This window comes from Psychrobacter sp. PL19 (assembly GCF_017875835.1).
GTDB lineage: Bacteria > Pseudomonadota > Gammaproteobacteria > Pseudomonadales > Moraxellaceae > Psychrobacter.
Map to the genome: position 1 here is coordinate 1,076,360 of NZ_JAGING010000001.1, position 21,351 is coordinate 1,097,710.

General features: G+C 43.2%; 20 protein-coding genes. 10 read left to right on the plus strand and 10 right to left on the minus strand.

Annotated elements, in window-relative coordinates; all coding sequences use genetic code 11:
* Nucleotides 1-25 precede the first annotated feature (25 nt).
* Complete coding sequence (locus H4W00_RS04330) at nt 26-799, plus strand: TSUP family transporter (protein WP_209956398.1); 774 nt, start codon at nt 26-28, stop codon at nt 797-799.
* Between the two features lie 123 nt (nt 800-922).
* Here H4W00_RS04330 and H4W00_RS04335 read toward each other — a convergent pair whose 3' ends face one another.
* The 3 genes from H4W00_RS04335 to H4W00_RS04345 form a co-directional block, all read right to left on the minus strand.
* Entirely contained in the window at nt 923-1,837 is a 915-nt protein-coding gene (locus tag H4W00_RS04335; RefSeq protein WP_209956399.1) for a histone deacetylase family protein, read from the minus strand.
* Between the two features lie 74 nt (nt 1,838-1,911).
* On the minus strand, nt 1,912-2,787 hold the full coding sequence (locus H4W00_RS04340) for a YbjN domain-containing protein (RefSeq protein WP_209956400.1): 876 nt from the start codon (nt 2,785-2,787) through the stop codon (nt 1,912-1,914).
* A gap of 73 nt (nt 2,788-2,860) precedes the next feature.
* Complete coding sequence (locus tag H4W00_RS04345; RefSeq protein ID WP_334684869.1) at nt 2,861-3,961, minus strand: hypothetical protein; 1,101 nt, start codon at nt 3,959-3,961, stop codon at nt 2,861-2,863.
* A gap of 152 nt (nt 3,962-4,113) precedes the next feature.
* Here H4W00_RS04345 and ccmA point away from each other — a divergent pair, with 152 nt between their 5' ends.
* From ccmA to ccmE, 5 genes are all read left to right on the plus strand, one after another.
* Entirely contained in the window at nt 4,114-4,749 is a 636-nt protein-coding gene (ccmA, locus tag H4W00_RS04350) for a heme ABC exporter ATP-binding protein CcmA (protein WP_209956401.1), read from the plus strand.
* Nucleotides 4,750-4,759: 10 nt separating this feature from the next.
* Nucleotides 4,760-5,536, plus strand: a complete 777-nt coding sequence (locus H4W00_RS04355) for a heme exporter protein CcmB (protein ID WP_442966430.1) — start codon at nt 4,760-4,762, stop codon at nt 5,534-5,536.
* Between the two features lie 283 nt (nt 5,537-5,819).
* The gene (locus H4W00_RS04360; protein WP_209956402.1) at nt 5,820-6,608 is read left to right on the plus strand and encodes a heme ABC transporter permease; all 789 of its coding nucleotides are present in this window, start codon (nt 5,820-5,822) and stop codon (nt 6,606-6,608) included.
* 34 nt (nt 6,609-6,642) lie between these two features.
* Nucleotides 6,643-6,858: a heme exporter protein CcmD gene (gene ccmD, locus H4W00_RS04365; RefSeq protein WP_209956403.1), complete on the plus strand. Its 216-nt coding sequence runs from the start codon at nt 6,643-6,645 to the stop codon at nt 6,856-6,858.
* 270 nt (nt 6,859-7,128) lie between these two features.
* The gene (gene ccmE, locus H4W00_RS04370) at nt 7,129-7,629 is read left to right on the plus strand and encodes a cytochrome c maturation protein CcmE (RefSeq protein ID WP_209956404.1); all 501 of its coding nucleotides are present in this window, start codon (nt 7,129-7,131) and stop codon (nt 7,627-7,629) included.
* Nucleotides 7,630-7,937: 308 nt separating this feature from the next.
* Here the strand turns inward: ccmE and H4W00_RS04375 are convergent, their stop codons facing one another.
* The 7 genes from H4W00_RS04375 to H4W00_RS04405 all read right to left on the minus strand — a co-directional run bounded on the left by H4W00_RS04375 (nt 7,938) and on the right by H4W00_RS04405 (nt 17,037).
* Complete coding sequence (locus H4W00_RS04375) at nt 7,938-8,786, minus strand: aldo/keto reductase (RefSeq protein WP_209956405.1); 849 nt, start codon at nt 8,784-8,786, stop codon at nt 7,938-7,940.
* A gap of 426 nt (nt 8,787-9,212) precedes the next feature.
* Entirely contained in the window at nt 9,213-10,193 is a 981-nt protein-coding gene (locus H4W00_RS04380) for a MetQ/NlpA family ABC transporter substrate-binding protein (protein WP_209956406.1), read from the minus strand.
* 335 nt (nt 10,194-10,528) lie between these two features.
* Nucleotides 10,529-11,215, minus strand: a complete 687-nt coding sequence (locus H4W00_RS04385; RefSeq protein ID WP_442793082.1) for a methionine ABC transporter permease — start codon at nt 11,213-11,215, stop codon at nt 10,529-10,531.
* A 19-nt stretch (nt 11,216-11,234) separates the two neighbouring features.
* Complete coding sequence (locus H4W00_RS04390; RefSeq protein WP_209956407.1) at nt 11,235-12,005, minus strand: methionine ABC transporter ATP-binding protein; 771 nt, start codon at nt 12,003-12,005, stop codon at nt 11,235-11,237.
* A 399-nt stretch (nt 12,006-12,404) separates the two neighbouring features.
* A complete protein-coding gene (locus tag H4W00_RS04395; protein ID WP_209956408.1) occupies nt 12,405-14,564 on the minus strand; it encodes an ATP-binding protein in 2,160 nt (719 codons plus the stop codon).
* 105 nt (nt 14,565-14,669) lie between these two features.
* Nucleotides 14,670-15,392, minus strand: coding sequence for a response regulator transcription factor (locus tag H4W00_RS04400; protein WP_209956409.1), 723 nt, complete (start codon nt 15,390-15,392; stop codon nt 14,670-14,672).
* A 334-nt stretch (nt 15,393-15,726) separates the two neighbouring features.
* Entirely contained in the window at nt 15,727-17,037 is a 1,311-nt protein-coding gene (locus H4W00_RS04405) for an efflux RND transporter periplasmic adaptor subunit (protein ID WP_334684870.1), read from the minus strand.
* A 637-nt stretch (nt 17,038-17,674) separates the two neighbouring features.
* Between H4W00_RS04405 and pilG the strand changes: the two genes are divergently transcribed.
* The 4 genes from pilG to H4W00_RS04425 all read left to right on the plus strand — a co-directional run bounded on the left by pilG (nt 17,675) and on the right by H4W00_RS04425 (nt 21,334).
* Nucleotides 17,675-18,061 (plus strand): twitching motility response regulator PilG, encoded by a 387-nt coding sequence (gene pilG / locus H4W00_RS04410; protein ID WP_209956411.1) that lies wholly within the window; start codon nt 17,675-17,677, stop codon nt 18,059-18,061.
* 137 nt (nt 18,062-18,198) lie between these two features.
* A complete protein-coding gene (locus H4W00_RS04415) occupies nt 18,199-18,561 on the plus strand; it encodes a response regulator (RefSeq protein WP_209956412.1) in 363 nt (120 codons plus the stop codon).
* 3 nt (nt 18,562-18,564) lie between these two features.
* Complete coding sequence (locus H4W00_RS04420) at nt 18,565-19,095, plus strand: chemotaxis protein CheW (protein ID WP_209956413.1); 531 nt, start codon at nt 18,565-18,567, stop codon at nt 19,093-19,095.
* Nucleotides 19,096-19,252: 157 nt separating this feature from the next.
* A complete protein-coding gene (locus H4W00_RS04425) occupies nt 19,253-21,334 on the plus strand; it encodes a methyl-accepting chemotaxis protein (protein ID WP_209956414.1) in 2,082 nt (693 codons plus the stop codon).
* Nucleotides 21,335-21,351: the final 17 nt, after the last annotated feature.

Sequence of the window (21,351 nt, forward strand, 5' to 3'; positions counted from 1 at the left end):
TACCAAATGTTAAGCTGCAAATATCATGACCTATAGCGACGATACCCAGACATTGCTACTACTAGTCATTTTCGCGTTCGCCTCACTATTACATGGGATTAGTGGTCTGGGTGTGACTTTGGTAACTACTACTGCGCTTGCCAGTATTTACCCATTACCTCACGCCATTGTACTGGTGATTTTCCCGTCATTATTACTTAATGCGATGACGTGGTTAACTGGCGGTGGGCGTAGCATTTGGCAGAATTTTACTTATTATGGCAGGCGTTATTGGTTATTGGCATTGACCAGTTTGCTGGGCAGTATTTTGGGTGCAAAGTTATTGCTATGGGTGGATAGCGCTTATATTCTATTGTTACTGGCCGCGGTGATTGCTTTTTATGTAGCAACAGCGGTACTTGGCAAGCAAATTCGTCTACCCAATACCAAGCCAGTATTGATCATTGTTGGGGTCAGTGCAGGCATTATTGGTGGTTCGACCAATGCCATGTCAACAGTCTTAATGATGTACCTATTGTCTGCTAGCGATGATAAGAACACCCTCGCTAAAGTCGGTAACATGTGTTATCTATTAGGGAAAATAGCACAAATTATCGTCTTGCGTGAGCCCATCATGGCACTCAGTAATGTCGAGTGGCAATTGATTGCGCTATTAAGTGGAATATCTGTGGTCGCGTTATTAGTTGGTATTCGTTTACGACGCTATCTGCCACCAGCGCGCTTCCGTCAGCTTATTTTACTGATTTTAACCTTGCTTGGCCTGCGTGTTGGTTGGCAAGGATTTATGGGGCTATTGTAGTTATAGAATTAGGGCAGTCATAACAGCAGAATATTTATAAAACTATGACAGTTAAAAGCGTGAGTCATAGATATTCATTGCTATGAACAAAAATAGCCTTAATTTCCAATGATGTATTACAGATCAAATCGCTAGATTAAAAAATATCTGCTGGGCAAGCCGAAAGGTATTACAGTGCGCTTCAACCACATCTTCGATATTCTCTGAATAACCACCACCCATCACAATTGCCACTGGAATATTCGCCGCTTGTGCTTGTCTTAAGACATACTCATCGCGCGCCTTACAGCCTTCTTGCGACATTGCCAGCTTTCCTAGTTTGTCAGTCGCTAATACATCTACCGCGGATTGATAAAAAATGATATCGGGTGCGACTTCATTAATTAAGCGCGGTAAGGTGTCTGCTAAAATCTGTAAATATTCTGCATCACCCGTATCAGTCGCCAGCTCAATATCAAGGTCAGACACTTCCTTACGAAAAGGGTAGTTTTTTGCACCATGCATACTAAATACAAACACCCTTGGTTCAGCTGCCATAATACTGGCATTGCCATTACCTTGATGCACATCTAAATCGACCACCAAAATCTTTTGTGCTTGTCCGCGTGACAGCAGCAAATTGCTGGCGATACAGACATCGTTAAACACACAAAAACCTTCGCCATGATCGGCAAACGCATGATGTGTGCCACCAGCGATATTCATCGCTACCCCATATTGCTGGGCGTATAAGGCACACTCATAAGTCGCGTGGGCGATGTAGCGACCACGATCAACCAATATTGGGGTCATCTCAAAGCCAATCGGACGTGCTTCTTTTGGGGTCAAGGTCTGGGTTTTAAGTTTGTGCCAGTATTCGGCAGTATGCGTGGTTAGAATTTCTTCTTCGGTTAGTTGTGATGGCGCAAAAAAGTTAGCACTGCTTATGGTGCCTTCAGCCAATAGACGCTCAGGAATCATGGTGTATTTTTGCATCGGGAAGCGATGTTTTTCCGGTACCGAGTAACGAAAAATATCAGAGTAGGCAATTTTTAGCATAGTGTTGACCGCGCCTAAAAAGGCTATGTTAGTAAAAGTAGTAAAGGTTGCTTGTTGATATATTTTGATGTGGTTTACTGAACGAATTGGGTCGGTAAAAAGAAGGTCCGATCATCAGCTTGTTGACGCAGCTCACCGAGTAAGGTCGGCATATCTTGTGCAGGATCTTGGGTATTTATGAGGTCACTAAATAACTCATAGGCCACGGTAGTCATCGCAATCACGCTTTGCAATAAATGCTCAATGATAGGGTCGTCCATACCGACAGCTCTAATATCAATGGCGTTTTTATAGCGTATTTCACCATCATTGACATCCATCTCCAAATTTCCAATCAGCATGTCATAGTTTATCTGAGCAATAAGGAGCATTGCTGCGCTTTGGTGACTTTCTGGGATCAAAAACGGTAAAATACCATACAGCGCTAACAAGCCATTGTCTTCTTGAATACGAAACAGATAGCCACAGTCCAGTTGTTTATGTTTCATACGTAGTGATAAGTGGCGCGTCTGCTGGCTATCGCTGACCCTTGGTCGATAATAGGTATAGTGCCATTGTTTGTCGTGCAGATATCGTTTTAGATAATTAGTAGCTGGTGCATCGTCATTATCAGGGTTCGCCTTATCATTCGCTTTACTAATAGTCCCCTTATTAATAGAGGTTTCATTAATAGAGACCTTACTGATAGGTGATTTATTGATAGGCGCTTTATTAATAGGTGCTTTATTGACAGGCCCTTTATCGATAAAGGCTTCAGGTTTGGCATTCTGAGCGTTATTCTTACTAGTTTCACTAGGATGAGCATCAAAATCATTGCCAGTGTGTTTAATACTAGGCTGCTTGCTATCACGATGAGCTTGCGGCGTTTTTGCAGCAGCAGAAAGCGCTACCGATGGGGTCAGCAGCCGCTTAATTTTTTGCCATAGACTGGGTTTATTATTGTTATTCATAAGGATTATGGTAACTGATAAATAGAAAATATTAAAACGCTATTACTAAATAAATAAGCGAGCGTTTAGCCAACTAGAGGTTATTAACAGTCAAACCTGCTTTAATATGAGGCTGGTTATAAAAAGTCTCTAACATCTCGCGGATATGAGCGGCCAACCATGGACTATCGATGGCATCATGGGCAATAGGAAGTAGGGCAGTACTCAATTGGGCCATGGCCTGCTCACTGATATTTAAGCCCGCTGCGACAGTAGCGATGGTATCAGACTGATGGTTGCCATACCAGGTTTCTACGGCAGCAGTCACTAAGCTGTGAACATAAGGTGATACGCGCAAACGGTTATAACTTTGTTGCGCACTGGCTTCGATATGAGTGATGCTACTATCGCCAGGCTCGTCGTTCAAGTACGTTTGTAGATGGCTAATCGGTTGATCCTTGATACCGGCCCAGCCAGTCACTAGTAGACGGGCGACTTCTTCATTAGATAAGTGGGCTTGTGCATTGGCTTCTGCGCGATGGGTGAGGTCCTTGATATTACGTCGCAAGTAAGTCTGCAATTTGTCATCGAGGTTTTTATTGGTAGCCTTTTCAAAAGAGCTGCGGCCAAGCTTCATTAATTTACCTACCCCGCCCGCTTTATCGAGCGTGCTCTCCATAAAGTCATTAATAGCGTGATAAAGGGTTTGAGTTAATAAATCAGCGAAAGCATCGTTGCCAATCAAACTATGAATCAGAAGATTGCGTTGCTGCTCGTGACTGCCCATATAGCTAGTAATAGTCTCAACTTGCGTGTCGTCAATAATCTCAGATAGGGGAATATTATCGTTGATCGGATGATAAATGAGGGTATGCAAAATATCACGAATATCAGTGCGCATGGCCTCGCTCATTGGCTGGCTCAGTAACCAGTCATTAAGCAAGTATTGCAAGTCATCGCAACTGACATACTGACTGAGTGCTTGCTCTCCTAACCATTGCCATGCTTCATTAGCAAGAGGCTCAGCTTGTTGGCGTAACCAGTGTTGCATGAACATCAGTTGAGCCTCAATTAAACCGTCTGTTGTCAATGCGGCGCCTGAGGAGGTCGCTGATAGGTCAGTAATAGCAGAGTCTGAACCAGACGCTGAGCTTTGGGCATCTTTTGAGTGTTGACTGTCTTTTGATTTTTGCATATTTTTTGAAGTCTGCTTCTGTTTTAAGATAATGACAATCGACAATTTGTTATACTGTGATGTCGTAGTGAGCATCGCGTATTATGCCACGAACGCAATATGGGTTTCTGGTGGATATTTACCGCCTGCTCAGTCAATAATAAGAGGTTTTGATGACCGCGCCGTCCTTGTCTATACCCATGCTAAAATTTGACCAGCTGACTGTTCAGCGCGGTGAAATACCGCTCTGTGAAGCGGTAGTACTGAGCTTATCGGCTGGTAGCATTTGCCACTTAATTGGGGCGAACGGTACGGGCAAGACTACGTTGCTCATGCAACTTGCGGGATTATTGCCAATAACAACTGGTGCAGTTTATTATCAAGGGACAATAGGTTTACCCATCCAGCCATTATATGTCTCGCATCAGCTGGGCATACATCCGAGTCTAACGGTAGCACAGAACCTGATATTTTTGCTGAATTTATATGGTATCACACCCAATGATGATGATATCGATCAGGCGTTGGCATGGGTAGGGTTGCAAGGTTTTGAAACCATCAGCTCAAGTCATCTGTCTGCGGGTCAAACGCGCCGGATTACCCTTGCTCGCCTATATTTGTTAACCCCGCAGTTGACCCCATTGTGGTTACTTGACGAGCCGTTTACCGCGCTTGACGTTGATATGGTGGCGCGAATGGAAACTCGATTGCGCGAGTTTGCCAGTATGGGTGGGGCGATAGTGATGACCAGTCATCAGTCAGTGGCCGTTGTCAATCAAGTGCTCGATTTGTCAGACTATGTGGTATAAGGGACGGATGATGACCGACAGCCGAGTACAGGTAGCAAACGACAGTTCCGCTAGTGATAGTTCTGCTAGTGATACTAATATTGCTAGTAAATCTGCCATAATAAATACGGCTGCCCGTAGTATTAGCTTTGGACAATTATGGCGACGCGAATGGCAGGTTAAGCAGCAAGGAGCGATACAATGGTTGTATCCCTTGGTGCTGTTTTTGGTCATTATTACTTTATTCCCGCTAGCGGTGGGTAGTGAACCACAATTACTGCAGCGCCTTGGGGTATCGGCGGTGTGGATTGCCGCTCTACTATCCTTGGTCATGGGCGTCGATGACTTGTTTAAACCAGCACTTGATAATGGTACGTTAGCGCAGTTGGTAGTCGCAAAAGCATCGCTACCCTTGTGGGTGCTGATTCGTTTGGCTATTCACTGGGTATTTAGTAGTGGCATTGTAGCGGTGCTCAGCTTGCTTGCTGTGCCTCTGTTCCAGCTCAGCTGGCTTGAGACTGGCGTGCTGATGGCTTCTATTGTGGCCGGGAGCCCGATGTTGCTAATGTTATCGGCTATGGCCAGTAGCTTGACCTTATCACTCAAAAACGGTGCGGTACTTGTGCCCCTGATTGCTCTACCGATGCAACTGCCAGTATTAATTTTTGCGACTGGCGCGGTTGATTTATTTGCCACAGGTCTTAACGGTTTGCCTATTTTAGCGTTATTATTAGCGGGTAGCATTGTTTCAGTATTAGTCATGCCGTGGGTCATTGCCACCACCTTAAAAATGGCTTGGTTAAATTAGACTTTTAATAATAATTTAATAATATTTTTATAAATATAAAGCTAAAATAAATGCTTGAAGCTGCAAACAAAACGATTTATTGAGCTTTACTAATTACCTAATTATGCTATTTAAACGCTTCGCATTAACAGCGTGGTGAAGATTGGCAATTTTGCTATAATAGTCATTTATAGATTTTATCCAGTGTTTAACGCCGGCAGGTTCGCGGATAGTAGCTCCAGTGAATAAGACAATCGTGCGTCTATCTGCTATAACCAATACGCTGTGCAATAGGTTCATTTCTATGCCCAATATGAATAACGTCTCATCTCCTAGCCTGTGGCAGCGTATCTGGCAAGGCTTCTTAGTCACTGTCGGTACGAAACAGTTTTTTCGTATCTTTGCGCCTTGGGTAAAGTGGCTGGCGATATTAGCCACTATTTTCTTAATAATCGGTAGTGTCTGGGGTTTGGCTTTTGCGCCACCTGACTATTTGCAAGGTAATAGTTACCGGATCATATTTATTCATGTTCCAGCGGCCAGTCTTGCTATTTCTATTTATTTTGCTCTGGCGGTATTGGGGGTGATTTATCTAGTATGGAAAATTAAAACGGCCAATCTTGTTGCCCAAGCATTAGCGCCAATAGGCTTTTTATTGTGCGTGATTAGTCTGCTAACCGGCTCTATTTGGGCAAAACCTACCTGGGGCACATACTGGGTATGGGATGCGCGTCTGACTTCAATGCTAATTTTGGCGTTTTTATATGCCGGCGTGATGGCACTATTTGCCGCATTTGAACATACCGCCAACCGGGGTAAAGCAGCGGCTATTTTATGCATTGTTGGCGCGGTGAATCTACCGATTATCAAATATTCTGTACAATGGTGGAACACCTTGCATCAAGGCGCAACATTTACCTTGACTGAAGCGCCAAAAATGTCTGCTGATATGTGGATGCCGTTGCTATTTATGGTTATTGGCAGTTATCTGCTGGTGGCAACATTGGCTATTTATCGAACCAATACTTTGATTTTATACCGGGATCAAGGCAAAGCGTGGGTGAAAGAGTATATCCGTAGTCAAAATAAGTAACGGTTAGAAAATATTATTCAGATAGGAGAAAGCCATGCAACCCTACTTTTATAGCATATCTGAGTTTATTGCCATGGGTGATCATGGGGTTTTCGTCTGGTCGTGCTGGGCAATTGCGGTTGGTATGGTATTGATTTTTGTTGGCTATAGCCGCAAGCAGAGACGAAAACTGATAAAAGAGCTGACCATTCAGCAAGTAAGACAAGCTCAGCGTGTCCCCAAGAAGGGCAATAAAACTTCCGCGTTATAGTGGTATTCCAAGGTCATAGCATGACTTTAAGACCGTTAAAACTCTATTAGACTGGCATTCATTCTTCTGGTCACAGGATATTTTAATATGAGTACCACTCAGTTTACTCAATATGCAATGGGCGTATTGATTTGTATAAAAAATGCCACCATGTAGCTATCACAAGCACATCCGATTTAATCTATTCTGAAACATTTTATTCTGAAAAAGGGCCCTTGATAGTCTCTTTTTCTGTTTTGCAAAGCAATCACTTATCAATGAGGTAGGGGTATGAACGCCGTTCGACGCAAAAAACTTATGTGGGTCCTGTTTACGTTTGCAGGCGCAGTAGTCGCAGTAGGGCTGATCCTTTATGCCATCGGGCAAAAAACGGACTACTATTTTGACCCTACTGCTATTGCCGAAGGTGAGGCCCCGCAAGACACACGTATACGCGCTGGTGGAATGGTGGTTGCTGGCAGTGTGCAGCGTGCGCCAGATGACCCGCTGAGCATCGAGTTTGCTATCACTGATTTTCAATCGACTGTTCCCGTGACCTATCAGGGAATTTTGCCGGACTTGTTTGCTGAGAATTCTGGTATTGTCGCAACGGGCAAAATGCAAGGTGAAACTTTTGTCGCTGGTGAAGTGTTGGCTAAGCATGATGAAAAGTATATGCCGCCAGAAGTTGCCAATTCATTAAAAGAAAATAACCGACTGGGTGCCACGCCAAGCTCTGAGCAATATAATCCTGCTGAACCTGTTTATGAAACCAAAATACTAGAGCAATAATCACCGTTAGCAAGTTGAAGAATAAATAAAACCCCACCGACAATCATATCGGTGGGGTTTTTGTATTTACTAACTTAGTAATTTACCAGCTTAGCAAATATAGTCAATAAAAAGTAATATCGATACATAATCTACTGCTGGCATAAGTTTTTCTTGCTTGCTGTGCCTACACAGACAGAGGCTGCAAAAAGCTTATACCAGCAGTACCGTCGCGTTTTAAGCTATTTTAACTATACCTTAGTAATTTGCCAGCTTAGTAACTAGCTTAGCAAATAGCTACTAAGACTGTTTTAATCATGCCGTTAGGGTCAATCGTCCCATACAGGCGTATAGTCAGGATGTTCAATTTTTCGTCCATCACTACGAGCAAGGCTGCTAATTTTTTCCAATTCATCAGCGCTCAATTGCACATCAATAGCATCTAAATTACCCTGTAGATGTTTAGGGTTAGCGGTTTTTGGAATGGCTAAGCGGTCTTTATTTGACAAGATCCACGCAAGCGACACTTGAGCCGGAGTAATACCGTGTTTGTCAGCAATTTCCTTGATGATTTCATTATCGAACACATCACCACGTGCTAGTGGCGAATAGGCTTGTAATAAAATATGATGATTATTCAAAAAGGTCTGTAACGTTTGTTGTTTAATAAACGGGTGAAACTCAACTTGGTTAACCACGATTGGGACATCCGCATACTTTTCTGCTTCAATAATATGCGCAATATTGAAGTTAGATACCCCGATGTGGCGGGTTAAACCTTGTTTTTGCAGCTCGCATAATGCGGGGATCGTTTCAGACAGTGGCACGCGATCATCAGGCCAGTGTAATAGCAGCAAGTCAACATAGTCAGTATCGAGATTTTCTAGCGAACGCTTGGCAGCAGCAATCAGCTTTTCAGGCTGAAATTTTAAATCATCAGGAAATATCTTAGTCGTTAAAAAGAATTTGTCACGAGCAACCCCTGATTGCTTCATACCTTGTCCTACTTCCTTCTCATTGCCGTAGGCTTGTGCCGTATCAATATGCTCATAGCCCATTTGTAGGCCCTGGCTGACCACGTCAATACAGTCTTGGCCAGTTGACTGCCAAGTACCTAGGCCGAGTACAGGAATATTAGCTTGTCCAGCCGTGCGAATATTATAGGTTTTTGAATTCATATTATTAACCTTATTATTAGTGCAGTAGTTTGTTTGATTGTTGAATGTATGGATTATATAAATATAATGGAATATATGAAAAGAACTGGCATCTGATAATAAGACTCAGTTCAACTCCACTACTATAAGAAAAATCACCATCAAGCAAAAGGGTGAGTGACGATTTCCTACAAAGGACACACAGGCCGTAACATCATTGTTAGTAACGAAAACCCTTCACGAACCCATTTATTAATTGATCTTACGGATTAAAAGGGACTAAGTTTTCACTAAATACAGGCAACAAAAAACGTCTATTATCGATTGATGATAGACGTTATTGACACTTCTAAATACTAACCCTTTAACGCTGGTAGCTCGTTGGCGCTATCAGTGTCTAGGTGGCTTTTATTTTAGCTATTAGAATAAAAGCGACTGGTATTTAAATTACTGCGCAGTAGTTTTTGTTGCAGTGCTTGCAGCTGCTGCATCGGTAGTGGTCGCCGCACTAGCTTTAGGATCCCAAATTTTTGGATATTTATAGCCTGGGAAAGTATCATGCGCATATTTTTTGAAGGCTTCTGAATTATAAGCGTTAGTAACGTCTTTAACCCATTTTTTGCCCACATCAGCAGATTTGACTGCCGACCAGTTGATATAAGCAAAGCTTGGCTCTTGGAATAGCGCTTCAGTCAGCTTGATACCAGCATCGGTCGCGTAGTTGCCATTAATAACGGCAAAGTCTACTTCATCACGTGCACGTGGTAGCTGGGCGGCTTCTAACTCAACGATTTTGATATCGTACTTGCTGTTGTCAGCGATGTCCGTTTTCGAAGCTGTTAATGGATCGATATCATCTTTTAAGGTAATCCAACCCAAATCACTCATCATTACCAAGGCGCGGGCAAAGTTGCTTGGGTCATTAGGAGCAGAAATACTCATGCCCTTATAAACTTCATCCAAGCTGGTTTTTTTGCCTGAATAAAGACCAAGTGGGGCAGTAGGTACTTGGAAGACTTCTACCAAGTCGAGATTATTTTCTTTTTTAAAGGTGTCGAGATATGGCTTATGCTGAAAAATATTGATGTCTAGGTCGCCATCAGCCAATGCTAGGTTTGGGCGGACATAATCAGTAAAAGGGATTAGCTCCACTTCGTAGCCTTGAGCTTCAAGTGAACTTTTGACTTGGTTGCGTACCATGTCTGCAAAGTCACCTTCGGTAGTGCCGATAATGATTTTAGTATGATCAGGATCGATATCATTAGCTGCTGTTGTCGCAGAAGATTCGGTAGTCGAGCCTTCGGTAACTGGCTCTTCAGCAGTCGCTTCTGGTGCTGATGAGTTGCTACAGCCGACTAAGACTAAGCTTGATACGCCAACAGCGGCAAATGCGGTCGCCAATTGACGGCTGATATCTGTTAATTTCATGGGGTTTCCTCAAGAGTAAAGGTACTGGGTACTGGGTACTGGGTATTAGATTTAAATAGAATTAGGGTAGCCATTAAAAAAGCAACATTATCAGTAGTAATGCTGCTATGTTAAGTAATGCTAAATTAGTGTTAAAAGTAAACTTAGTCAGTTATAAAGTCAAGCATTATACACAGGAATAATAGGCGCTGAATCCTGAGTTTTATTCATCAATCGTATCCATTACTAGGTAATCGATAGGTAACTGACAGGTAACTGATAGGTAACTGATAGGTATCAGTGGTGAATATAAGCGACTGAAGGCCTATAGTGGTGTTTGGCATTTATCTAACAAGTTAACGTTTATCCAATCGAGTCGCCAGCCAATTACCAAAGGCTTGGATCGATATCACCATGACTGACAGCATAATGACGATAAATACCATAACTTCAGTCTGATAGCGATAATAACCATAACGAATCGCCAAATCACCAAGACCACCGCCACCAATCATACCAGCGGCCGCGGAATAAGACAGCAAGCTGATACAAAGAATAGTGACCGATAGCACCAACCCTGAACGCGCCTCATTTAGCAGTACCTTGATAATGGTAAAAGGGCGCGCACCCATAGATTCAGTCGCTTCAATAATACCGCGTGGCACTTCGCGTAAGTTCTGCTCCACCAAGCGGGCAAAGTAAAACGAACCGGCAATCGCTAGCACTACAGAGGCGGCGATAGGTCCGATGCCGGTGCCAACGAGGATTTTAGTAAAGGGGCTCATCGCAATCATTAGAATGACAAACGGGAAGGCGCGCATAAAGTTAGTGATGCTACCGAGCACACCGTATAGCGTCTTGTTCTGTAAAAATTGCCGATCGCTAGATAAAAATAAGAATATCCCAAACAGCCCACCAATCAAAATAGCGACTGTGGTCGAGATGCCGAGCATGATAAAGGTATCAAAAGATGCTTGCCAAATTTCTTTACGCAGCGCAATCAGTTTACCTATTGAGGCGGATAATTCAGCACCAGTCAACATGTTTATTTCTCCTGCCTCATTAGTCTTCTTGTACTAAACCTTGGCCAATCTGGGTGGTTGCTTGAATCAGTCCATCACGAATATCTGCGACCTCGAGCAGTTGCCCCTGGTGCAATAGTGCGGCACGGTGGCACAGCCTGCGAATGACGCTCATCTCATGGGTGACAATGACAATAGTGACCCCAAGCTGCTCATTAATATCACGCAGACAGGTTAACAAGCTACGGGTCGTAGCAGGATCGAGTGCACTGGTGGGCTCATCAGCGAGCAAGACCTTTGGGCTTGGCGCAATAGCACGTGCAATACCCACGCGCTGCATTTGTCCGCCTGATAGCTGTGCAGGATAGTGGCTGGCACGATCAATCAAGTCTACAATCTCAAGACAGTCCATTACTCGCTTATGGATATCGCGGCTAGGATAGCCTGCAACCGTCAAATTGAACGCCACGTTATCAAATACCGTGCGATTGGACATTAGATTAAATTGCTGAAAAATCATACCCATATTATGCCGTGCAATACGCAAGTCACTAGCAGATAGCTGGGTCAAATCTGTACCATCGATAATCACCTGACCACTATCAGGACGCTCAAGTAAGTTAATCAGCCGCAGTAAGGTAGACTTCCCTGCCCCTGAATAGCCCATTAAACCAAAGATTTCACCTTGCTGTATAGACAACGACGTCGGCTCAACAGCAGTAAACCGATGTGGCTTACCGTCTTTGTTTTTTATCGATCGGTCGCTTAAAAAGCTTTTGGTCACGTCATTTAGAACGATCATGTCACTCATGGAAGGCTCGAAATATTAGTAATAAAATAGCGGTTGAAAAATTAAATATGCGATTGCGCGATAACAGTATCAAAGGCAATATCAATATAATAAGGGGCCGTAATATAGCATATTATTAAGCGCTTTGGATATGCACATCCGTGACAAGCTTATGACAATATTGCCACTAACAGCATTATTGTCATGTTATAGAGGAGAGGTACTTGAGCCCAGTTTCTGAGGCTTCCAGAGACATAAATAGGGGCTAAAACTATACTAGCGCCGTTATTTTAAGACGCCAATTTTCTTAATAAGTAAACAACGAGTGCGCTGCTGGTCTGCTTTAGCTAACTGTACGGAAAGAATAGATCATGTTGAACCAAGCATACCAAACGGTTGACAATACAGGCTGTTTATTGGCTACAGCTGACTGTCTTGGTAGCTACGATTAGCGTCATATTTGACTGGAATCACAACTAAAAATCTAGTATGACCGTTAATAGTATCCGTAATGATACGACCCTGATGAGTCGCAACAATTTGTGCAACCAAGGACAAGCCTAGGCCTGAGCCCTTATTTTTTTGCTGCAAACGTACGAATGGACTAAAGATCTCTTCGCGTTTGTCTTCAGGAATACCGTCACCTTCATCAATTACCGCCAGTACGGCATATTTCGGCAGCACGGGCGAGGTTTCAGCTTTAGACTTTTTTAGATGCTTGGTAAATAAGTTTTCTCTACGCGGAGCAGTAGCTGCGTCACTTTTGGCATTACTGTCATTGTCAGAGTTACTATCAGTTTTAGAGTTGCTATCAGTTTTAGATTTACTATCATTTTTAGGAGGGGTCTTGCTACTCTTATCATCATCATCGAGGCTAATATCCGTAGGTTTTACGGTCGCGTTGATGGGATTAGAGGGTTCTGGGTTAATATGAGCGTTGTGGTTGTTGCGATCGTCGGTGGGTGCATCTGGCACCACATTCCAAATGACCTTTTTAATTTTTTCTGCCAAATCTGTGGTTAATTTATTATAATTTCTGCTAAGTGAAATATCTATTGTAGTTTTGGGCGTTTCATTGACTGGTAGTGATGGTTGATCGCTCTTAGTATGTTGTTCAGTAGTCATTTCAGTCGCAGCATTCGCTTCTTTGTGGTCATCATTATCATCAACACTGGTTAAAGTTTTGCCGTTTCGATAAATAACAGGTGCGGATAGTGCCGCTACCTCGTCTGAGTTTTCTAAATCGACGGTGCCTAAACCTTCAGTATCAGACTGTATATTAACCCGTTGGCCGTTAGCATCGACTTCATAGTGATTGCTCTCATTCATCAGTTCATCGTAATAATGATAGTCTATGTCATTGTAATCAACGAAACTGCTGGACAGTATTGATTGCAACAGATAATCAGGTACGATACCTGCCTCATCCATAGTTTGTACACCATAGAGCAAGACGGTCACCGGTGGTACACCATGTAACATGGCATTATTTAATAGATTACGAATTAAATGAGTCAACATTGATGACTGACCTTCAATCGCAATATGCTCACCGATTAGAGTCGCCTCAGAATAGTGCTGGCGTTCTTGATTGACCAAATCGTACAAATCTAAGCGCTCAACTTGCTGTATAACATGACCGGCATCTAACCGACTGACCAACAGAATACTTTCGACCAAGTCATTGAGTCCTGACAAGTCGCGATTAACGGCTTGGGCTCGCTTATCGAATTTAGCCTTGGTATCCAGAGGCATGGATACGGTAAGCATATCCATCATTTCAATTTGCAAACGAATGCGGGTGATGGGTGTGCGCAATTCGTGAGAAGCATGCGCCAATAGCAAGTTATTAGCATTGATAAGGTGTTCAATTTTTTGTGCTGCTTGGTTGAACCCGCGGGCCAGGGACGCAATTTCATCATTACCGCGTGCATTAACCCGCACGGTAAAGTCGCCGTCGCCAAGCTGAGTCATTTGCTGGCTCATCTGGTTGAGACGCCAAGTCATGGTGCGAGCAATCCACCACAGCACACCCGCCATAATCATCAGCAATAGCAAGGTACCGGTAAATAGGTTTAGTGCAGCGGACAGTACCGGGCTTTTGGGAACCATGCGTGATTCATAAAGTAGGGTATAGCCGGTGCTACTATATACTTGTGATTGCTGAATAGTCGGGGTGTCTGAAAACGAGGGAAAAACACGCGATAATAGAGAAGGGCTTGCTGGTAGCTTTAGCGGTAAATCACTATTGTCTGTTTGCATGAGCAGATGACCCTCACTGTCATATAAGCCCATTTTTGCTTGCAATGATTCATCAAAGATATCAAAGCTTTTTTTGACTACCGCTAGCATAAAGCGAGCTTGTAGACGATTGTCCTTACCAATAGCGATGTTTAGCTCGTGTAAAAAAGGGTCTATCTGTCCCAAAATCTGTGTCGCGACTACCTCTGAGCGTATACCCGCATCTTTGTCATGTACCAATTGCGTGAGGAGCACCATCGCTACCGCGAACAAAATAAGTGCCAGCATAACACTGGCAAATAGCTTGGCAAATACGGAGCGAAAACCCAGCTGCTGCATTAAACAATCTCTATTATCATACGCTCAGATCAATTTATACCATTGGCTAGCAATAGTGGCAATGATACTTATTCTAACTTTTGTTAATCAGTTGTTCTTGCTTGATTAAACTTGGTCCGTCGCAAATTGATAACCGACCCCGCGCACCGTAATAATGCGTTTTGGTTGACGTGGGTTGTCCTCAATCAAGGCACGCAGACGTGAAATATGGACATCAATAGCGCGGTCAATATTGTCTGAACTGTCGTCGTTTGGCATCGCTTGCCATAGCTGCTCACGGTTCAGCACCTTACCCGAGTGAGTGGCAAAGTAATGCAGTAGCTGGAACTGATGCGTGGTCAAACGCACCGACTGCTCATCAATAGTCACTTCATGGCTATCAGGAAAGACACTCAAACGGCCAAAAGTTAAACTATCTGATTGGCTATCAGCTTGATTGGGCTGCTCATGACGGCGAATAACTGATCTGATGCGTGCCAACAATTCACGTGGCTCAAAAGGCTTGGCCATATAATCATCCGCGCCCATCTCTAGGCCCAGTACGCGATCCGTAGTATCCCCTTTGGCGGTAAGCATGATGATAGGGACTTTATTGGTCATGTTGTTTTTATTGCCACGAATTTTTTGGCAAACCTGCATGCCATCCATATCAGGTAGCATTAAGTCCAGTACTACTAGATCAATATTGCGCTCTTTAGTCTCTAAAATATCAAGACCTTCTTGTCCGAGTCCGGCATGATGCACATCGTAGTAATTCATGGACAGATAATCACTGATTAGTTCTGCTAGATCTGGATCATCTTCAATTAGTAGAATTTGCTTGCTCATGATTCGTCCTCAAGTGGTCGTTATAGTGGATTAAAGGGTTAGCTATACCTCAAAACAGAACTGCTCTTGCTAAAGTAAAACCAATTATTATATAAAAGTGGCTATTTGTAAAATATTAAACAAAGAGCTGAGCGTTGTAAGCATTATAGTTATAGGCGCTTGTTATTCTTTATGTCGTGAGCAACAGCTGGGGTTCAATGATTAGCAAGGCAGTAACTCACTGTATAGCCTAATAATAGAGCTATATTGCCTAAATAAGACCTTATTAAACAAGACCTGCTTTGTTAATGTTTCTACATAATGTAACTGTAACTACAATCTACAACGAAACTTATTAAGAAACGACGACTTTTTTGCCAGCAGACTCTATCGGCAAGTCAGCCAAACAAATCAGACTGTCATTGCTGATGCCTGCGATCAAATACTGCCCTGTACTGGGATTATAATTGATCACTTCAATAGGTTGGCGCGCTAGGCGTTGGTCCTGTTTAATAATCCATACATTAGCGGCTAATGGTGTCAGAGGCTGATACGGCGGTTTTTGTAACGTGGTCAAGTCGACATCGTGAAGCGCATGTTCAGGAACAACAGCACCTACCTCTATCTGACCATAATTGACTCGGCCTGTGACAAACATATCTGGTTTGAGAGTATTGCGGCTAGCCTCATTTTCCACCACGTGTACATAGACTAACAGCCGATCACTAGCCACCAAATCACTGACTTGACCCGTAAATGTCTCTGACAAACCTTGGGCAGTGAAGTTCACTGTTTGGCCAACTGATAGCTGCGGTTTAGCTTGGAGGGGCAAGGTAGCAATAAAATGTAGGTCGGTGTCATCGCTAAGGGTTAACAAGGGCTCACGAGGGTCAAATTTCTGTCCAGCTTGAGCATATAAGGTATCCACCCGCCCTGAAAAACTGGCACGTATAATTATGAGTTGAGATAAATTTTCGGAATTTGCCGCATCGTCTGTAATATTATCAGCTGCAGTGATACGGGGGCTAATATTAGATTTAGACTGAGTAGATTGAGGGTTAACGGATTCAGAAGTACGGTTGCGGTCTGTTGTTAGTTCAGCAGCTTGGTTGGCGTTAGTGTTGTTTTTATCGTTTGGTGCAGTATTGGGTAACTGCTTCGATGGTTCTGATGATGAGTGGTCTTTGCTTATGACACTATTTATAGTATTTTGGTTTGCTGCTTGGTTATCAGTAGCTGCAGTGTTGTTTGATTTTTTGGTAGTGGCGTTTACGGAATCGGATTTTTTGAGGATTGTTTCATTGGTATCTGTTAGCTGCTTGCTGGTGTCAATTTGGCGCCGTACCATTAATAATGGCGCGCCTTTTTCTACCAATTGGCCTTTTTTGACCAATACTTGTTCTACCTTGAGTGCGCGTGCCGCCATAAGTTGTGTCTGTTTGACAGGCTCAATATTGCCCTGTAGTCCAAGGCTTGGCTGATAACGTGAGGGCTTTATATTTAAAATATGCTCAGGTGTCATGGTCACGCTATCAGCACTAATAACAAAGGGTGTGTCTATGGCCTCATTCTTAGGAATAGTATGACGTTCATCAGCAGGTGCCGGTGGCTGGCAGGCAACAAGCAGCAAAATACTTAATAAATAAGCACTATTTTTGCAAGACATAAAGAACTTCATACCAATCACCATCGTAGACGTCTTTTTATTATATAGTGAAATAAGACCAGGTGGAACTACAACGCAATAGCTAACTATTAAAGCGCCACTATAGATAGTGAGAGTAGGTAGTAGCAACACTGTGAAAACACCAGCAACAGGGTCAGCAAGATATTTTCAATGATGGTTTAACCTGGTCTTGAACACGATAATTCTAGCCTTCAGCCCGTTAAATAGCTGGGGAAATATAGTGAGTTGGGCTAAAACCATCGTTACAAAATAGCCTGATGTATTTATATCCTAAATTCAGCATATTTTTACCAAGTAATATTACTATAAAGCCTCACTGCTATTAGGCTGCAATGTCATGTTGACTGCTGAGTTTACTAAGATAATTAATGATAAATTGCGTATAGTAGCCTATGATAACTTGATGTTTAATAAAATTTTACTATCATGGAGAGCGGCAATAGGTAATGACAGTTAGCGCCACCGCTCATACGGCAAAGCCAGTAGCTACCAAAATCTTAATAAGGGCTATTTTACAGCTCAAAATAATAATCAACAGTAAGCATCAAAAATAGTGACAATAATAAATAATTGTTCATAAGATAACTATAATGGAAAATAACAATGGAAAATAATAATGGAAAATAATTTTGCGGGCCTAAAAGTCATGATTATTGATGACTCAAAAACCATTCGTCGTACAGCAGAGACTTTATTACAAAAAGCTGGCTGTGAAGTGGTTACTGCCATTGATGGCTTTGATGCGTTAGCTAAGATTGTCGATCATAACCCCGATATCATCTTTGTCGATATTATGATGCCACGTTTAGATGGCTATCAGACTTGTTCACTGATCAAAAATAACCCTGATTATGCGAATAAGCCAGTAATTATGCTGTCCTCAAAAGACGGCTTATTTGATAAAGCGCGTGGGCGTATTGTCGGTTCTGATGAATATTTGACCAAGCCATTCAGCAAAGACGAGCTGTTTGAAGCCATTAGTCATTATCGCCAACAGATATAAAGACGACACTTAGGCTGGGCGTAGCAAATTAGCCGCACAAATTTATAAAATATATTGGTTATGGTTCTAAATGAGCTCATTAGCCGGCTTGAATTATATATCTTGACGGATATTATCCGTAAATAAGGGGAACACTCATGACTACTATTTTAGTCATTGACGACTCGCCATCTGAAATGGCAAAATTTCATGACATACTCGCTAAGAATAATTATCAAGTGTTAGAGGCGAGCAATGGTGAACAAGGGTGTCAGATGGCAGCTGAGCATTTACCAGATGTGATATTGATGGATGTGGTCATGCCTGAAATGAATGGCTTTCAGGCTACTCGTAAAATAACTCGAGATCAAGCGACTGCTCATATTCCTGTGGTCATGATCAGCACCAAAAATCAGGAAACTGATCGGGTTTGGGGTAAGCGTCAAGGTGCTAAAGAATATGTGACCAAGCCGGTCGACGAGTTGGCTCTGATTAACGTTATTCGCAAAGTTATGGAGTAACTGGTGGCTTCCAGAGGATTCATTGAGCTTCTGCGTTTGGCTGACATGGCACGCGCGCGTAAAACTGGTCATCAAGGAGGGCAGAAATCCGATTGGCAAGGTGTGGTTTTTGAGGTTGGTGGACAGCGATTAGTGGCACCTATGGGTGAAATATCAGAGATACTGATGATGCCTGAGTATACTACCTTGCCGTTGGTGCAGCCTTGGATGCTGGGTATCGCTAATATTCGTGGACGTTTATTGCCATTGACCGATCTGTCTCAGTTTTTGCAGGTTGCTAGTCATATGCCGCAAATGAGTCAGCGTAAAGTCATTGTCATCGATAATGATAGCGTGTTTTCAGGAATACTCGTCGATCAAGTGTTGGGTATTGAACCGTTTAATCGCGGTCAGTATCGAGCAGAAGCTATCGACAGTCAGTCACCATTTGCTCCTTATAGTCATGGTAAGTTTTTTAAAAACCAACAAGACTGGTTCATCTTTATGCCCAGTCTACTGGTGCGAGATCCTCGCTATATTGATGCTGCGATATAACCACCTATAATAAAAAATTGTTGATTATAACGACCCTATAATAATAATTGATAGTACTGCATATAAGCGCTACTGACAGCTGTTATTGGCATAATAGTAATGGTTAAATTCGTTTAGAACGCTACTGAGACGACTGTTTAGAAAGGGAATAAGCACGATGAGGGAAGTTACGAAAAGTCTTATAGCTGGTACGAAAAATAAAACACCAGATACTAAAGGCCCTAATGATATATGGAAGGTTTTATTAGGGTTTTTTGCCTTGGTGAGCGTGGCCTGTTTGATTTGGCTAATCCATTCATTGTCAACGGTAAGTAACTACTTGAGTGATGTAAACCAGCTAGAAGTTAGCGCCGCTAATATCGTACAAAACGTTAGCGATGCGACTTTCTCACAGGATGTCAAAGTGAGTGCTAGTGCTTATAATGCTTTACAGACAAACGTTGAACGCTACCAAGTAGCGCTCACATCCGCACAGCAAAATGCTACCGACAACCAAGCAGTTTTTGGCGCGTTTGAGACCCAGTGGCAGGCAAATAAAGAAAAAGTAGACTACGTCTTAAGCCATCGTAACGATATTAATGCCCTACAAGACCTAAAAGACAATGTTGCCAGTGCTGTTAAACAGCTACAAGAGGGTTATCGGCAAGCGACAGAACAAGCCGTCGCTGCCAATCTGCCTGCCGCTGCAGTCAGCGACATGCAAACCCAAGCGCTACGTGCAGAACGACTATATAGCGAAATAGATAACATAACGCGGGGCATTGATGGTACGCCCGCTGGCTTTAAACAACAAGCTGATGAGTTTGCACAAACTTTGAGCATACAGCAGCAAAACTATGGTGAGGTATTACCAGCGTTAGAGAGCATTGCCCAAACCTTCTCTCAATCAGTTGCTCCTATAGCAGACGAGCTCGTCACTTTAAATAGCCCTGTTATTCAGTCGCGTGAAAATGCCCGTGCCTTGGGGGAGATGGCAATCAATACCCAGAGACAACTGGCGGATGTTGATCGGGATATTTTATCGCGCAGTGGCATTATTTGGCCTGCTTTAATATTTTTATTAAGCTTGATTGGAGTGTTATATACCTTATACCAATTATTAAAAAATCGTGGTGATACTGAGCGTTTATTTATCGAAAAAGAAACCCTGCGTCGCCGGCAAGAAGCCGCTGCAGAGTCTGAACGCGCTCGCCAAATCCAAGAAGAAAATGAGCGCAACCAGATCGCAATTTTGCGCTTACTTGATGAATTAGGCGATCTGGCGGAAGGTGATTTGACAGTCAATGCTACGGTATCAGAAGACTTTACTGGTGCCATTGCTGACTCAGTGAACTTTGCGATTGACCAACTGCGTCAGCTAGTATTGGTCATTAATAGTACCGCTAACCGCGTGTCACAGTCCTCAGAGCAAACCCAGATGAGTGCTATTGAGCTTGCTGAAGCCTCTGAACACCAAGCGCAAGAAATCGCTGGAGTATCAGCGGCGATTCATGAGATGACGATATCTATTGATCAAGTTTCAAATAACGCTGCGGAGTCTGCTATGGTGGCTCAGCGCTCAGTTGCTATCTTTCATAATGGGGCGGAGGTCGTACAGCGCTCAATTGAAGGCATGAATGTCATTCGTGATCAGATTCAAGAAACCTCAAAGCGTATCAAACGTCTGGGTGAATCCTCTCAGGAAATTGGCGACATCGTTGGCTTGATTAGTGATATCGCGGATCAGACTAATATCTTGGCCTTGAACGCGGCTATTCAAGCATCGATGGCAGGCGAGGCGGGTCGAGGATTTGCGGTGGTTGCTGATGAGGTTCAACGTCTCGCCGAGCGTTCAGCTAATGCGACCAAGCAGATTGAAACTCTGGTGAAGACCATTCAGGCGGATACCAATGAGGCGGTCATGTCGATGGAATCAACGACTTCCGAAGTGGTACGCGGTGCGCGTTTAGCACAAGACGCCGGTGAAGCATTAGAAGAAGTACAGAAGGTGTCTAACACCTTGGCCGACTTGATTCAAAATATCTCAAACGCCGCGCAGCAACAGGCTAATTCCGCTGGGCACATCTCTCATACTATGACTATTATTCAAGATATCACCTCGCAAACGTCGTCTGGTACGCTAGCAACTGCACGCTCTATCGGTGAGTTGAGCGAAATGGCGGCGGCACTGCAAGAATCGGTCACTGGTTTTAAAGTAACTAATGGCGATCATTTAGATAATAGTCGTATAAGCTTCTAAGTAAGACGTCATATATT

What these genes read in the sequence shown, in the direction of transcription:
- H4W00_RS04330 (WP_209956398.1), top strand. Translation starts at nt 26, where the DNA reads ATGACCTATAGCGACGATACCCAGACATTGCTACTACTAGTCATTTTC.
- H4W00_RS04335 (WP_209956399.1), bottom strand. Translation starts at nt 1,837, where the DNA reads ATGCTAAAAATTGCCTACTCTGATATTTTTCGTTACTCGGTACCGGAA.
- H4W00_RS04340 (WP_209956400.1), bottom strand. Translation starts at nt 2,787, where the DNA reads ATGAATAACAATAATAAACCCAGTCTATGGCAAAAAATTAAGCGGCTG.
- H4W00_RS04345 (WP_334684869.1), bottom strand. Translation starts at nt 3,961, where the DNA reads ATGCAAAAATCAAAAGACAGTCAACACTCAAAAGATGCCCAAAGCTCA.
- ccmA (WP_209956401.1), top strand. Translation starts at nt 4,114, where the DNA reads ATGACCGCGCCGTCCTTGTCTATACCCATGCTAAAATTTGACCAGCTG.
- H4W00_RS04355 (WP_442966430.1), top strand. Translation starts at nt 4,760, where the DNA reads ATGACCGACAGCCGAGTACAGGTAGCAAACGACAGTTCCGCTAGTGAT.
- H4W00_RS04360 (WP_209956402.1), top strand. Translation starts at nt 5,820, where the DNA reads ATGCCCAATATGAATAACGTCTCATCTCCTAGCCTGTGGCAGCGTATC.
- ccmD (WP_209956403.1), top strand. Translation starts at nt 6,643, where the DNA reads ATGCAACCCTACTTTTATAGCATATCTGAGTTTATTGCCATGGGTGAT.
- ccmE (WP_209956404.1), top strand. Translation starts at nt 7,129, where the DNA reads ATGAACGCCGTTCGACGCAAAAAACTTATGTGGGTCCTGTTTACGTTT.
- H4W00_RS04375 (WP_209956405.1), bottom strand. Translation starts at nt 8,786, where the DNA reads ATGAATTCAAAAACCTATAATATTCGCACGGCTGGACAAGCTAATATT.
- H4W00_RS04380 (WP_209956406.1), bottom strand. Translation starts at nt 10,193, where the DNA reads ATGAAATTAACAGATATCAGCCGTCAATTGGCGACCGCATTTGCCGCT.
- H4W00_RS04385 (WP_442793082.1), bottom strand. Translation starts at nt 11,215, where the DNA reads ATGTTGACTGGTGCTGAATTATCCGCCTCAATAGGTAAACTGATTGCG.
- H4W00_RS04390 (WP_209956407.1), bottom strand. Translation starts at nt 12,005, where the DNA reads ATGAGTGACATGATCGTTCTAAATGACGTGACCAAAAGCTTTTTAAGC.
- H4W00_RS04395 (WP_209956408.1), bottom strand. Translation starts at nt 14,564, where the DNA reads ATGCAGCAGCTGGGTTTTCGCTCCGTATTTGCCAAGCTATTTGCCAGT.
- H4W00_RS04400 (WP_209956409.1), bottom strand. Translation starts at nt 15,392, where the DNA reads ATGAGCAAGCAAATTCTACTAATTGAAGATGATCCAGATCTAGCAGAA.
- H4W00_RS04405 (WP_334684870.1), bottom strand. Translation starts at nt 17,037, where the DNA reads ATGTCTTGCAAAAATAGTGCTTATTTATTAAGTATTTTGCTGCTTGTT.
- pilG (WP_209956411.1), top strand. Translation starts at nt 17,675, where the DNA reads ATGGAAAATAATTTTGCGGGCCTAAAAGTCATGATTATTGATGACTCA.
- H4W00_RS04415 (WP_209956412.1), top strand. Translation starts at nt 18,199, where the DNA reads ATGACTACTATTTTAGTCATTGACGACTCGCCATCTGAAATGGCAAAA.
- H4W00_RS04425 (WP_209956414.1), top strand. Translation starts at nt 19,253, where the DNA reads ATGAGGGAAGTTACGAAAAGTCTTATAGCTGGTACGAAAAATAAAACA.